The organism is Parcubacteria group bacterium (genome assembly GCA_041659505.1).
Classification (GTDB): Bacteria; Patescibacteriota; Minisyncoccia; order Moranbacterales; family UBA2206; genus UBA9630.
In genome coordinates this window covers 96,453-110,123 of record JBAZYF010000003.1, presented here as the reverse complement: position 1 = coordinate 110,123, position 13,671 = coordinate 96,453, and the positions used below count along the sequence as shown (strand labels likewise).

Genomic DNA, 13,671 nt, shown 5'->3' with positions numbered 1-13,671 from the left:
TCAGGACAGTGGCTGTTTCTCTTTCACTAAAAATATGGACTACGAAATACAATCAATAATTCCCAATACGACTCAAATTCCGCATCTCATCATCCGTGTGTGGATGCCACTTTTGAGTGACGTAGAGCTGAGAATTCTTCTCGTTGTTGCCGATCAAACATTGGGATGGATTGAAGACATGGAAACAAAACGGCGCAAGGAGAAAGATTGGATTAGTCAGGGTCAACTGATGAAAAAGATAAACCGAAGCGACAGATCCATTCAAAACTCGCTTAAGCGATTAGTGGATGAGTTGAGAATAATCCAAGCTCACGACGAATTGGGCGAGCTTCTGGATTCATCGCAAAAACGGATGAAATGCGGAGGAAAAATTTTCTATCGCCTTAGCCTTAAGCACCCCCAACAAATACCTGACTTAACTACCCCCGAAAAAAGTTCGAGGGTTAGAAAATTTGCACAACCCCCGAAAAATCTTCGGGCGAAAAAATTTCGGGCTACAAAAGAAACCGAGTTTACAAAGAAGTCCTATCGGACAAGAAAACTTGTTGGGGATAATAAAAAAATAATTCCAACGCGGTATTTTATTGGGAAGTTTAGTCAGCTGTGCCAAGCAATCCGACATACTAAGCCGACGCTCGTGAAATTTAAAGACGGCAATTTACTCAAGCACGCTCTTTCGCATTTGACTGAATTTCAATTGGAACTTGAATTCATCTGGTTTTTGCAGAACAAGCCATCCATGTCGCCATCAATTGGCGCCGCGCTGTGCAAGGAGGTGCTCAGGGATTTTATAAAAGCCAGTTACCGCGAATATGGTTTTTATGGAAACCTGGAACAGATTGCTATGAAGTATGGCACTGCGAAAAATTCAAAGACCGAGAACGAAGCTGAAAAAATGAGCGCAATGGTCGAAGCGCTCAATAAGTTGAAGGAATCGCTTAGTGTTTCGCGGAAATAAAAATAAAAGCACATGAGACATTTAGATCTATTTTCCGGCATTGGTGGCTTTGCTCTGGCAGTGGAAGAAATTTGGCCGAACGCGGAACATATTTTTTGCGACAATGATCGCTACTGCCAAAAATTATTAAAACTAAGATTTCCAAATTCAAAAATATATGGGGACATCAAAGAAATCAAGTCTATTGCCGACGCCAACTGGAACGGACTACAAAAACAGAGGAAAAAACAGCAAGCAAGTGGGAATAGACAACTATTTAAAGTCGACATCCTCACGGGAGGCTTTCCTTGTCAACCCTTCTCCCAGGCCGGAAAAAGGCGAGGCACAGATGATGACCGTTATCTCTGGCCGGAAATGCTTCGCGTCATCCGCCTTACAAAACCGCGCTGGGTTATTGCTGAAAATGTGCGCGGATTATTTACTATGCAAAACGGAATGGTATTCGAACAAGTGTGCCTTGACTTGGAAAATTCCGGCTACGAAATCCAGCCGTTTATTATTCCAGCTGTCGCCGTCAACGCTCCGCACCGAAGAGACCGGATCTGGTTTGTTGCTCACGCCCTCAGCGATAAGACCAATCGAAAGAAAAAGCGCGGAAAGCTATCTGAAACGTCAGGTGAGCAGAAACAAAACAGGGCGCAACACAGTTCCGCCCGGCAATCTTTACGAACAGCTTTTGGCCGGAGGAGCGAGCGATTTGAGAAAAACACACCTGTGGCCGAAGATGCTAGGAACACCGAAAGCGCAAGACAGCCGAGCGGCCATGAGGGACAGAGGAAAGCACAATATGGGAGAACAAGTTCAGGAAGCGATAAACGCTTTGCTTCCGACACCGAGAGTAAGCGAAAAGGAAGGTGCTCCGGTAAAGAATGCGGAACTGAAAAACGGACGATGGAGCAGGGTAAATCGAAAGGGCGTGAGATTCGGAGTGAAGGTGAAAGACGTGTTGGCGATGCTTCCAGCTCCAAGCGTGATGGATATGCGGAGCGATATCAGAAAACCGGAAGAAAGAAGCAACCAAGCAATCAAAGGCGGGTGTTCAAATTTGAGAGAGAAGGTTGGGAACTCTCCTGGCTTGAAGTTGCAACCGAACTTTGTGGAGTGGATGATGGGCTACCCGCAAAACTGGACGAATTTGAACTCACCAAATCACGACATCGAGTAGAAAGACTAAAGGCTCTTGGCAACGCAATTGTTCCGCAGGTGGCGATTGAAATTATGAGAGCAATAAAAAAAACCAATAAAATTATTAGCAGTACCTGAGGCGTTCAGGAGTAAAAAAGACTGACTCTTCAGGTGTGGCTAATCCACATTGCTACCTGCGGTCGACAGGTGGTTAGAAACTAAAAAATTATCTAAAGAAAAATAAAATCTATGGAACAAGATCAAAATTTATTGAAGGAGATTTTACAGGCCATCGTTACGTATCCCGAACAGGTCGAGGTATTGAGGCATGTCGATGAGATGGGCGTGCTCCTCTCGGTGAAGCTTGGTGAAGGTGATGCGGGAATTGTGATTGGAAAAGACGGACGCGTTATCAAAGCGATCCGTTCAATCATGAATCTCGCCGGTCGCAGAAGCAAGGCTCGGGTCAGTGTTCGGCTTGACGTGCCGGATCTTCCGGGTAGTGTCAGACCGACATCTGTCGAACTTTAATAAAATAACGGCGGCCTTGTCGCTAAGGGCGGGACAAAGAAACAAAATCCGTCATATCAAATCATATGAAAACCAGACTGGAAATATTAGAGTCAATCCATGACTCACTGATAGAAGAAAACCTGCGACTAGAGATTGCCATTCGTAATCTCGAAGATCGCGATGACAATGACGTGGTGATACCGCGCCTGACCCCGTTTAATCTGGACGGTCAAAAAACTAAAAAGGAAATTGTGGCCGAGTATCAGGAGCGAATCGAAAAAGTCGAACACGCCATCTTAACAACAAAAAAATTAATTGAAGAAGAATATGTACGTGTCAAACAATAGTTCTCAAAAAAATCTTCCAGTGGCCAAAGAGCGAAAACAGCATATCGAAATGATTCAGCGAGAGGAAACGACGCAAGTATGTCCCGCGCTTCCAAAATGGCAGATGATATTAATTCGTATAAAAATATTTTTCATGTACCTATGGTTAAAACTACGCAAATAGTAAAAATTTCAGAACTCAAGCACCCGTCTTACAATCCGCGAGAAGTTAAGCAGGAAGACATTGATGCGCTAAAAAAATCGATTGAGCGCTTTGGGCTTCGCGGGCTCATAACGGTAAATACCAATAAGAGCCGTGCGGGCATTATTATTGGTGGCAATATGACCGTTATGGTTTTACAGGAATTGGGCTGGGAGACAGTACCAAAAGAAAACGTGGATTTGGTGGATTTGTCCGAAAAAGAAGAAAAAGCCCTGAGTCTTGCTTTGAACAAAATTGCTCAAAGGCGCGATTGGAATGATGAAAAGCTGGCTGAACTGATGACAGAACTCAACCACTCGGACTTTGATCTGAGCGTCACTGGGTTTAATGAAGTGGAAATCAGCAATCTCTTGGACAGTCAAATACTAGACGAACCGGATGATGAAGAAGAAAAAACTGTCGAAGAAGAATATGCGGAAATAAAAAAGCCGAAATCAAAATACGGCGAAATTTATGAACTCGGAAGGCATCGGCTTATGTGCGGAGATGCGACTAAAATGGAAGATATTAAAAAATTGCTTGGTACGCTCAAAGCCGATATGGTTTTTACTGACCCGCCATATAATGTGGCTCATGTCAGTCATGAAAAGAAAGGAAAATTTCCGACTGAGCAGGGCAGAATTTTGGGAGATCAGCAGAGCCAAGAAGATTTCGAAGCGTTCAGCGAGAAAGTATTCGCGAATTATTGTGAAATCATGAAGCCCGGCGCAGTGATTTATGTCTGCACCGGCTATACTAGTTATTCGCTGTGGTATTACGAAATGCTCAATTCAGGCTTTGAATTTTCATCGACGATCGTTTGGGTCAAACCGTCTTTCTCTATCGGTTGGGGCGATTATAAGAAGCAATACGAGCAAATCATGAAAGCCAAGCGAAGCAAGAGTAAAACGAAAGCTCAGCCGATTATGTATGGCTGGAAAAAAGGAGAGCGTCATTTTTTCTATGGTGACAATAATGAAAGCGACGTATGGGATATGCCCAGAAAGGCGGTTACTAAAATGACTCATCCAACTGAAAAACCGGAGTGGCTGATTATGCGAGCCATCAAAAACTCCAGTCGAATCGGAAATAATATTGTCGATTTTTTCGGCGGATCAGGTAGTACGCTTTTCGCTGCGCATAAATTAGGGCGCACTTGCTATCTACTGGAGCTTGACCCTTGTTGGTGCGATGTGATTCGAAAGCGCTGGGAAAAAGTAAAGCTCAAGGGATAGATAAATGATAAGCGATCAAGCCATATGGCAAAGCCCGTACTTACAACTTCAAAAATGCCAAGCGAAACGGAATCTCAATATACCGCTTGGCTTTTATATTGCGAAGCGGGAAGCATTCGAAAGACATTGGGGCTATGGGATAAGGTTGGGCAAAGCTTGGGTGAAACTTGGGTGGAATTTGCCGAAAGGCTTGGCAAGAAACCAAGTGATACAACGATAGAAACTTGGTCAAAAAAATATCGCTGGGTTGAACGGAAAGACCTCAAACTCACTGAAGATCTTGAGAGTCTTCGAAAGAAAGCGCAGGAAATCAAACAGAAAAAAGTGTTTGTTATCGGTGAGGTTTTTTGGGAAAAAATCCAGGCTCTAAAAAAGCAGATGAAAAAAGGAGAAGGAGCGACAGTCGACGAGATTAAGAAACTATGGGAAATGTTTCGCACGGAGATGGGAGAATCTCTCGGTAAGCACGAATTGAGCATCAAGGAAGAAGATCAAAAACCACCGACAGCGGAAGAAGAGGAGTTGGGATTGGCAATAGATGAAACTATCAAAGCTTTTTATGGACGAAAAGGAAAAACAAAAAAGTAGCATTCTGTATTGGATCAAGCAGAATGGAATAAAAAGCGAAAGTGGCGATGTAATTGAATTTTCGGATCACCGCTTTATGCTGGATATTTATTCCGATCGTACTCCGATGCAAGTTATCCGTAAAGGTTCGCAGATTGGAGCTAGCACGATGGAGATTTTGCGAGCGATCCACGCCGCGCGTTTTTGGGGCATCAATCAAATTTATACACTTCCGACGGTGGACGATGTGGCCGAATTCGTAAAGAGCAAGGTAAACAGAATCGTGAAAGTGAATTCCTGTGTGCTGGAAGGAGTGAGTGGAAAAGACGTGGATTCGGTGGAGCAAAAACAGATCGGAAAATCATTCTTGTTTTTCAAAGGAACATACACGGAAAAGGAAGCTATTATGCTTACTTCAGACAGAAACATTCACGACGAGCTCGACAAATCCAAGCCGGAGGTAATTCGCGATTACACAAGCCGTATGGGATTTTCGAAAATCAGAAGTCAGCATTATTTTTCAACCCCGACTGTTCCGGACGTGGGAATTGATCGGTTGTTCGGGCAATCCGACCAAAAACACTGGCGGTTTAATTGTCCTAATTGTAACTATGAACAGCATATGGACTGGGAGAAGAATGTTGACCGCGAACGAAGAATCTATGTCTGCCAGAAATGCCGAAAAGAAATCACCTCACGCTGGGTCTGTGATACTGGACGATGGGAAGCTCGATATCCAGGAGAAGCAATCAGCGGGTATTGGATCAGTCAAATGATGTGTCCTTGGCGCAGTGCGGCTAATCTGCTTGATGAAGAAGCCAATGCCGAAGACCAAAAATACTTTTACAATTTCGTTCTCGGTTTGCCCTATATCGCATCCGATCAGAAAATTCCCCAAAGCCTATTTTTGCGCAATATTACAAATGAAGAAGTCGAAACAGCCGGCTGGAACGTAATGGGCGCGGATACCGGGGATGAGAATCATATCGTAATTGGCAATGCCAAAGGAATATTTTGGATTGGTAAAATCAAAGACCGGCCGAACAAAACTCGCTGGGAATATATGGCAGAACTGATTCAATTCTATGACGTGCGGGTATGCGTTATTGACGCTATGCCATGGACGGAAGAAGCCCTGCGTTTGGCTCGCAAATTTCCCTATCGCGTCTATGTGAATTTCTATAAAGACGACCCGAAAATGCTCGAGGTAATTCGCTGGAATGACGAGAGGGAGGAAGACAGAAAACCTTTCGAGGATGAAGTGAAAGTGCTTACCTCACGCAATCGCATCATTGACGACACAATCTCATCCCTGAGGCGCGGAGAGATCAAATTTGCCATGCAGTCGAACGACACGACCTTTCGCATGCTAATAGACCACGCTCAAACAATGTATGCCCGGACGGTTACTAATCAGTTTGGCCAGGAAAAACGGGAATGGCAATCGACTACTGGCACTGATCACGCTTGGCATGCTCTCCTGTACTGGCATATCGCATTTAAAAAAAGACTGAAATATGAACCGAATAAATAAGCAAAAAACAAATATATCCAATGAGCGGGAGCGCAATCTGCTCCTTTCGGAAATCGCCAAGGATTTGGCATCTATTGAAGCGGAAGGCTTCGGGCGGGTTGTGATTGAAATAAAAAACGGCCAAATTGTGAATTGGTGGAAAGTGGCATCGCGCACCAGGCGCGGTTTTCTCAAGAAAATGAAGGATGCTCCAGAGGACTCAGTCTCATGAAAAGAACAAGGGGTAGAGCTTTATAAAAATTTTACCAAATTTTTACTGAAATTTATCTTTGCGATGAGTATAATTATTTTAGTTTATTAATATTTTTGGAAGCAAAAAAACAGTTCTTGCTCCGAGGCATCCTAGGGGATGGATGCCAAGAGAAGGTCGACGTGGACTGGGCGTCCAAGAAAAAATAATTTTTAGTTGCAGCAAAAAATATTTATGCTATCCATCACCTAGCGATTTTTATTCCAGTGCAAATACACTATGAAGAAAATACTCTCACGAGTGCGCGCCTTTCTTCGCAGTTGTTTCATAGGAATAAGCCAGGAGACAAAATTGAATCTAAACCAAAAAGAGATCTCTGCTAATCGCAGGGATTTCTTTTGTGGGTAACTTTTCTATGGGCAAAGAAAAGATTAGGTGCTAAAGTATAGGCAGGTGAAATATTAGCATCCTGAAAATAGTATGCGAATTTTAGTCATAGACGACGACCCTAAAATTTCCGACTTTCTCAAGTCGAATCTTGAGATGGAACTTTTTGCTGTTGACGTGGCAACGGATGGCGAGAAGGGAGCATTCCTCGGCCGTTGCAATGATTATGACTTAATCGTGCTTGATAACGTGCTACCCAAGAAAAGCGGACTGGAAGTGTGCCAGGCGATCCGCGAAAAAAAGAAAGACGTGAAAATCATAATGCTTTCGGCCTTGTCGGATATTACCACCAAGGTGGATCTTTTGGATAATGGTGCGGATGACTATCTGACCAAGCCTTTTTCTTTTCGGGAACTTTTGTCCAGAGTGAAAGCGCTACTGCGTCGCCCGAACGCCACAATCAGAGAAACAATAAAAATCGGGGATTTGATCATGAACACCAAAAATCATGAGGTGAAACGAGGAAAGAAAAGCATCAATCTCACGCGAAAAGAATTTATGCTCTTGGAATATCTAGCCAAAAATACGGGTCGAACGCTGTCGCAGGGAGATATCATGGAGCACGTGTGGGACATGGATTTAGATACTTTTTCCAATACTTTGAAATCACATATCAGAAACTTGCGTGCCAAGATCGACATTGGGAGAAAGGTGAGCCTGATTCAAACTGTGAACGGAAGAGGCTACAAAATGGAACTGGATTGATTTCTTGATATTTTCTTTACTTTTTCTTTACCTCGCTTTGATACAATTAAATTTGTAATTCTTGGTCGAGGGATTATTTTTATCAAAAAATTAAAATAACGAAGAAATGAAAAAGAAAATCATCAAAAAAATTCTAACGAGCAAGAAGGCCAGAAAGGCTGTCGCATTGAGTGCATTTGTCATGTCGATGGTGAGCGTCGCCAGTCCATGGAGCAATGCTCCGATGGCGTAGGCTTTTTATAAAAAGACACTATATGAAAAACGATCTACAAGAAAAGGATATTTCCAACTCTGGCGTTTTTCAAAAAAGTGTCTTTTTGTTATTTGAAAAAGTAATAAAACCGAAGTCAAAAAGCGAAGACTCCAGGCGCCACGAATTCATACTGAATGTTTTACTATTGTCCGCCATTGTTTTGTCGGCAACCTTTTCGCTCATTATTGCATATCAAGCAAATAAGGTCGGCTTGGAATATCGAGGTTTTCCGTTGAGCAATATATTGATTGTATTTTTTAGCTTTGTTGTTTTATATTTACTTTCCCGAGCGGAACTTTTCGTTTTTGTCTCCTATGTTTTCATAGCAATCTTTTTCATTTTGACCACCTACACCGCTTTTCATTGGGGCGCCGATGTTCCAGAGGCGCTCCTCGGTTACGCGTTTATTATTGTGGCGTCAGGTGTTTTGGTTGGTTCGCGCTTCGCATTTGGAATTGCTTTCGCGACAGCCCTCGCTATTTTAGCGGTGACATATTTTCAACTTAGCGGTGTGACACAACCTAATGTGTATTGGAAGCCTGAAACATTAGACATCAAAGATGCCATACAATTTTCTGTAACCTTCATGGTCATCGCCATCGTTTCCTGGCTTTCTAATCGTGAAATTGAAAGGTCATTAAAACGAGCGAGAAAATCCGAAGCGGAACTCAAAGAAGAACGGGATATGCTGGAAATGAGAGTTCAGGAAAGGACAAGAGAGTTAGAGAAGGCGCAAATGGAGAAAATCAATCAGGCTTCCAGGTTTATCGAGTTCGGCAAAATTTCCTCCGGACTTTTCCACGACCTTATAAATCATATCAATTTTCTTTTTCTGAACATAGAGCAGGCGACCGAGGGGGGAGAAAAGGAATTGGTTGAGATTAGAGAATATTTGAAGCAGGCCAATGATAATAAAGCGGCTATATCGGAATATATCGAAGATGCCAAGAAGCAATTTCAAAACCAAAAAATAGAAGCGTTGTTTTCGGCCAAGAAAGAGATACTCGGTGTCGCCAAAATACTGGGATACAAACTGAAAACGGAAAAAGTCGATATCAAGCTATGCGGCGATTTTGATATCCTTACTTACGGAAACGCGGTCAGATTCAATCATGTGGTAACCAATATCATACTCAACGCCTTGGACGCATATGAAATGAGCAATGAAGAGGGGAAAGAAATAAAGATAGGGTTGGAAAAGCGTGGCGAAAAGGCGGTTATTTCCATTGAAGATCGGGCAGGCGGGATTTCGGAAGAAATCCGCAATAAGATATTTGATCCGTTTTTTACCACCAAGGGTCCGCAAAAGGGAGCGGGGATTGGACTGGCAACCGCAAAAAACACGGTCGAGGAAGATTTTGGCGGAACAATCAAGGTTGAAAGCATCTGGGGGCAAGGAAGCAAATTTATTATTGAATTTCCAATTAGAAATGAACCATAGCTATATAGACAAAACGATAAAGGCGAGTATTGATTATTTAGATCAAAGGCAAAAAAAAGACGGAAGTTTTTCCAATCTTGTTTCAACTTCAAAAGATTTCAATGCATCCAGGGAAAACCAATCCGCATTTCCCACGTGCTTAATTTTAGCGAGTCTCAATAATCTTCCCAGTTCAAAGGCGCTTGATAATGTAAGAAGCAAAACTGCAAAATTTCTGATGAGCCAAAAAAGCGATTTTTGGTCGTGGAATTATTGGAAAAGAAATTCGCCGGAAAGCAAAGATACGCCGTACCCGGACGATTTGGATGATACTTGTTGCGCTATGGTCGCACTGACCAAGCATAATCAAAAAATTATCTCCATAAGAGCCATCGCTAAAGTCATCAATCTTCTCACATTTTGCGAGAGCAAAGAAGGCGGGCCGTATTATACGTGGCTCACTCCACAGAATGCAGGCAAAGACTGGAAAGACATTGATTTGGCGGTCAACAGCAACATTGCGTTTTTTCTTTCGCTTCAGGACGTGACCCTGGAAAGTCTGACTGCTCTCGCGGAAGAAGCGATTGATTCTGGAAGATACAGCTCTCCCTATTATCAATCCCCATACGCCATCATTTATTTTATCTCTCGCTGGTACAAAGGAAAAAAGAAAGACAAAATAATTTCCTATCTCTTGGAAAATAGGCACAAGAATCATTCTTGGGGTAATCCCTTGGAAACCGCACTGGCAGTCAGCGCGCTTATTAACCTAGGGCACAATAAGGAAAAACTGGAGGAAAGTCTGGGATCTATCTTGAAAAACAAAATAAATGGAGAGTGGAAAGCCTATCCCTTCGTGGTTGAAAAAATAGAAAAGAAACAAAAACATTATTCCGGTAGCGCGGAACTTACAACGGCATTCTGTCTGGAAACTGTGGGAAAATTTTTGACTGAAGATGAGTCGGTCAAGAATAAAAAAGAAATAAAAATAGACAGGGAGCAGGAAAGGATACATAAAAGGATAATCAAGCTAACAGATCAAAGATTTTCTAATTTCAATTCTGAACTGACTGAGAATTTTCTGGCTGTCAGGAAAAGGATATTGAAAGGAGACAACGCAAATCGAGTAACCCTCTTGCCCTATTATTTTCAAAAATCGCTGGGGAGCAATAAGGCTGTGGATGAGAATATTCTCATTGAACTGGAAGTGGCCAGTCTCTATGGCTGGATAGCCTATACGATTTATGATGATTTTTTCGATGGCGAAGGTGACCCGAGGTTTCTTTCCTTGGCCAATATCTGCCTTCGCGAATTAACATTAATATACTGCGAAACTTTTGCGAAGGATGAAAAATTTTTACAATTTTTCAAAAACACAATGGACAGGATTGATTCTGCTAATGCCTGGGAGACAACTAATTGCCGAGCGCAGGTAGCCGGATCACGATTGACGATTCCCGACCGATTGCCTGATTTTGGAACATTAGAAAGACTCGCCGATCGTTCCATCGGTCACGCGTTGGGATCAATAGCTGTGTTGTATTTTCACACAAAAAACATTGAGTCTTCAGAAATAAAAAACTTACTCGCATTCTTTGAAAATTATATAATCGCCAGACAGCTTAATGACGACGCGCATGATTGGGAAGATGATCTCAAAAAAGGACAACTAAGCCCGACGGTAATTGAGGTTTTGAAAAAATACTCAAGACGAGGCGGGAACAAGAGCCTCAAAGAATTGGATTTGAAGAAAGAGATCAAGGAACTGCAAAAAATATTTTGGTATGAGGTAATCCAGGAAGTATGCAATAAGGCACTTTTTCACACCGAGAAAGCACGAAAGCATTTGAGCGGCGTCACCTCGGTGGAAAACAAAGTGGCTTTTGAGGGTATGCTCGCATCTGTCGAAAAATCAGCCAAAGAAGCCCTCGCCGAACAAAAGGAAATGCTGGAATTTTTGGAGGAATACAAGTAGGGCGGGTTGCACGGAATATTGGGGGCAGAGAGAAGCTGACCTGCCTTTGGGGTACTTGTACCATTTCGATATGAAAAACGCCCGTAGGGCAGAATTTGGCGAAATAGGGGCTGTTTTCCTTTACTTTATGGTCGTTCGGGAGTATTATTAAAATATTGGAAAAGTCACAAAAAAGGGAAATAAGAAGTAGCCGTCAAGTGTGTGGATGGGTTTTGTTAAAGATTGGAAAAAATAAGTTTAAATTAGATGGCATTATTTAAGATTCAAAATCCAAAGGTATCAAAATTAGTAACGAAAGACTTAGGCCTAGAAAAGGACTTGCAGAAATTATTTGAAAATAATCTGGAAGAAATTTTGAATATTGATTTTTTAGCTCATGAATATTCGACTAGTTTCGGGGGCAGGATTGATACCTTGGGTATAGATAAAAATGGCTCACCCTGCATTATTGAGTATAAGAAAAATCAAAACGATAGCGTTATCAATCAAGGTCTTTCATATTTGCGCTGGCTATTGGATCACAAAGCTGATTTTGAATTTTTATGCAAAAACAAAAATATCAAAATTGATATTGATTGGGATTCTCCGCGGGTAATTTGTGTCGCGGAAAATTATAACAAATTTGATATAGACACGGCAGATATTTTACCAATTAACATCGAACTTTTGAGATACAGGATCTATGAAAACGATCTTCTTTTTCTTGAGCCGGAAAACTATCAGAAAATAAAAATTTCTACTTCTGGAATTATCAAAAAGTCTAAAAATCAAAAAGAAAAGCACGAGGTTCTACAAAAAAATTATTCGATTGATGACCACCTGAAAAAAACCGATCAAAAAACAAAAGATCTTTTTTACAAATTGCGCGAAAAAATTATTTCCATCGACGAGGAAATAAAAGAGGAGCCAAAGAAATTTTATATAGCCTACAAAACAGCAACCAACTTTGCCGACCTGATTATTCATAAGGATGAAATACGAATCACACTTAATGTAAAAAGTGGTGAATTGGTTGATTTGTTTGAAATATCTACAGACTTCACAAAACCTAAAAAGGGACACTGGGGCAATGGAGATTATGAGGTGAAATTAAAAGATGAAAAAGACCTTGAATCAGCTTTTATTTTAATCAAGCAAAGTTATGATTTGAATAAGTAATTTCATGGAAAATAAGTCATTAAACAGTAATTTGCATAAAGCCAACAAGGCAAAAAAAGATGAGTTTTATACTCAGCTTGTTGATATTGAAAAGGAATTAAAACACTATAAAGAACAATTTCGTGACAAGGTGGTATATTGCAATTGTGACGATCCTTTCGAGAGTAACTTTTTTAAGTATTTTGCCTCAAATTTTAATGCTTTGGGTCTAAAGAAACTTATCGCTACAAGTTACAAACCATCACCAATTGCTAATACTCAACTTGGATTATTTGGAGATAATAAGACACTGCCCATAACAAAGGGTCGTCCAAAATTAACGGCCAATAAATTCATTATCAATGAAGTTAGCGATCTCGACGGTGATGGTGCGTTTGATTTGCGTGATATTGCTGAACAACTCAAAGCAAACAAAAACAATGAATGGGCACCGTTGGAAGGCGATGGAGATTTTAGAAGTGAAGAAAGTATAGAACTTTTAAAACAAGCAGATATCGTGGTGACTAATCCACCTTTTTCATTGTTTCGGGAATATGTTGCGCAATTGATTGAATATAACAAGAAGTTTTTGATTCTTGGCGACCAAAATGCAGTAACCTATAAAGAAACTTTCGGTTTCATCAAAGAAAATAAATTGTGGCACGGCTACGACAATGGTGGTACAAAATGGTTTCAGGTTCCCAATGATTATGATATTGAGACAGAGTCAAGAATAAAAATTGAAAATGGTACAAAGTTTTTCAGTATGGGTAGAATTGTGTGGTATACAAACCTCGACAATACAAAACGTCATGAAAAAATAGTGTTATATAAGAAATATACGCCGGGAGAATTTCCAAAATACGATAACTACAACGTTATAAATGTTGATAAAGTTGCTGATATTCCAATGGATTATGAGAGTGTAATGGGCGTACCGATTACCTTTGTTGATAAATATAGCCCAGCGCAGTTTGAAATATTGGGCATTGCTAATTCTGCAAGATGGATTGGTTACGAATGTTTTACTTTAATTGAAGGTAGGAAAATATATAATCGAATTTTAATTAAACGAAAAAAATAA

The 13,671-nt window shown here is 41.2% G+C and carries 14 protein-coding genes; all 14 read left to right on the top strand.

Features of this window, described 5'->3' with window-relative positions; genetic code table 11:
* Positions 1 to 34: 34 nt before the first annotated feature.
* The 14 genes from WC848_04795 to WC848_04730 all read left to right on the top strand — a co-directional run bounded on the left by WC848_04795 (position 35) and on the right by WC848_04730 (position 13,671).
* Entirely contained in the window at positions 35 to 958 is a 924-nt protein-coding gene (locus WC848_04795) for a hypothetical protein (GenBank protein ID MFA5961973.1), read from the top strand.
* Positions 959 to 970: 12 nt separating this feature from the next.
* Positions 971 to 2,221, top strand: a complete 1,251-nt coding sequence (gene dcm, locus WC848_04790) for a DNA (cytosine-5-)-methyltransferase (GenBank protein ID MFA5961972.1) — start codon at positions 971 to 973, stop codon at positions 2,219 to 2,221.
* 111 nt (positions 2,222 to 2,332) lie between these two features.
* A complete protein-coding gene (locus WC848_04785; protein ID MFA5961971.1) occupies positions 2,333 to 2,614 on the top strand; it encodes a KH domain-containing protein in 282 nt (93 codons plus the stop codon).
* Positions 2,615 to 2,679: 65 nt separating this feature from the next.
* Positions 2,680 to 2,943: a hypothetical protein gene (locus tag WC848_04780; protein ID MFA5961970.1), complete on the top strand. Its 264-nt coding sequence runs from the start codon at positions 2,680 to 2,682 to the stop codon at positions 2,941 to 2,943.
* 96 nt (positions 2,944 to 3,039) lie between these two features.
* Entirely contained in the window at positions 3,040 to 4,359 is a 1,320-nt protein-coding gene (locus WC848_04775) for a site-specific DNA-methyltransferase (protein ID MFA5961969.1), read from the top strand.
* 54 nt (positions 4,360 to 4,413) lie between these two features.
* A complete protein-coding gene (locus WC848_04770; protein MFA5961968.1) occupies positions 4,414 to 4,947 on the top strand; it encodes a hypothetical protein in 534 nt (177 codons plus the stop codon).
* Positions 4,898 to 6,460, top strand: a complete 1,563-nt coding sequence (locus tag WC848_04765) for a phage terminase large subunit family protein (GenBank protein ID MFA5961967.1) — start codon at positions 4,898 to 4,900, stop codon at positions 6,458 to 6,460. Before WC848_04770 ends, WC848_04765 begins: the two co-directional genes overlap by 50 nt.
* Entirely contained in the window at positions 6,444 to 6,671 is a 228-nt protein-coding gene (locus WC848_04760) for a hypothetical protein (protein ID MFA5961966.1), read from the top strand. Before WC848_04765 ends, WC848_04760 begins: the two co-directional genes overlap by 17 nt.
* Before the next feature lie 459 nt (positions 6,672 to 7,130).
* On the top strand, positions 7,131 to 7,802 hold the full coding sequence (locus WC848_04755; protein ID MFA5961965.1) for a response regulator transcription factor: 672 nt from the start codon (positions 7,131 to 7,133) through the stop codon (positions 7,800 to 7,802).
* Positions 7,803 to 7,908: 106 nt separating this feature from the next.
* The gene (locus WC848_04750) at positions 7,909 to 8,034 is read left to right on the top strand and encodes a hypothetical protein (GenBank protein MFA5961964.1); all 126 of its coding nucleotides are present in this window, start codon (positions 7,909 to 7,911) and stop codon (positions 8,032 to 8,034) included.
* Positions 8,035 to 8,056: 22 nt separating this feature from the next.
* The gene (locus tag WC848_04745) at positions 8,057 to 9,496 is read left to right on the top strand and encodes an ATP-binding protein (protein MFA5961963.1); all 1,440 of its coding nucleotides are present in this window, start codon (positions 8,057 to 8,059) and stop codon (positions 9,494 to 9,496) included.
* A gap of 217 nt (positions 9,497 to 9,713) precedes the next feature.
* Positions 9,714 to 11,450, top strand: a complete 1,737-nt coding sequence (locus WC848_04740) for a hypothetical protein (protein ID MFA5961962.1) — start codon at positions 9,714 to 9,716, stop codon at positions 11,448 to 11,450.
* Positions 11,451 to 11,696: 246 nt separating this feature from the next.
* Positions 11,697 to 12,608: a DUF5655 domain-containing protein gene (locus WC848_04735; protein MFA5961961.1), complete on the top strand. Its 912-nt coding sequence runs from the start codon at positions 11,697 to 11,699 to the stop codon at positions 12,606 to 12,608.
* Positions 12,609 to 12,612: 4 nt separating this feature from the next.
* The gene (locus tag WC848_04730) at positions 12,613 to 13,671 is read left to right on the top strand and encodes an adenine-specific methyltransferase EcoRI family protein (GenBank protein MFA5961960.1); all 1,059 of its coding nucleotides are present in this window, start codon (positions 12,613 to 12,615) and stop codon (positions 13,669 to 13,671) included.

Bases quoted from the DNA above. Each gene is read 5' to 3' on its own strand.
- WC848_04795 (MFA5961973.1), top strand. From the start codon at position 35: ATGGACTACGAAATACAATCAATAATTCCCAATACGACTCAAATTCCG.
- dcm (MFA5961972.1), top strand. From the start codon at position 971: ATGAGACATTTAGATCTATTTTCCGGCATTGGTGGCTTTGCTCTGGCA.
- WC848_04785 (MFA5961971.1), top strand. From the start codon at position 2,333: ATGGAACAAGATCAAAATTTATTGAAGGAGATTTTACAGGCCATCGTT.
- WC848_04780 (MFA5961970.1), top strand. From the start codon at position 2,680: ATGAAAACCAGACTGGAAATATTAGAGTCAATCCATGACTCACTGATA.
- WC848_04775 (MFA5961969.1), top strand. From the start codon at position 3,040: ATGGCAGATGATATTAATTCGTATAAAAATATTTTTCATGTACCTATG.
- WC848_04770 (MFA5961968.1), top strand. From the start codon at position 4,414: ATGCCAAGCGAAACGGAATCTCAATATACCGCTTGGCTTTTATATTGC.
- WC848_04765 (MFA5961967.1), top strand. From the start codon at position 4,898: ATGAAACTATCAAAGCTTTTTATGGACGAAAAGGAAAAACAAAAAAGT.
- WC848_04760 (MFA5961966.1), top strand. From the start codon at position 6,444: ATGAACCGAATAAATAAGCAAAAAACAAATATATCCAATGAGCGGGAG.
- WC848_04755 (MFA5961965.1), top strand. From the start codon at position 7,131: ATGCGAATTTTAGTCATAGACGACGACCCTAAAATTTCCGACTTTCTC.
- WC848_04750 (MFA5961964.1), top strand. From the start codon at position 7,909: ATGAAAAAGAAAATCATCAAAAAAATTCTAACGAGCAAGAAGGCCAGA.
- WC848_04745 (MFA5961963.1), top strand. From the start codon at position 8,057: ATGAAAAACGATCTACAAGAAAAGGATATTTCCAACTCTGGCGTTTTT.
- WC848_04740 (MFA5961962.1), top strand. From the start codon at position 9,714: ATGAGCCAAAAAAGCGATTTTTGGTCGTGGAATTATTGGAAAAGAAAT.
- WC848_04735 (MFA5961961.1), top strand. From the start codon at position 11,697: ATGGCATTATTTAAGATTCAAAATCCAAAGGTATCAAAATTAGTAACG.
- WC848_04730 (MFA5961960.1), top strand. From the start codon at position 12,613: ATGGAAAATAAGTCATTAAACAGTAATTTGCATAAAGCCAACAAGGCA.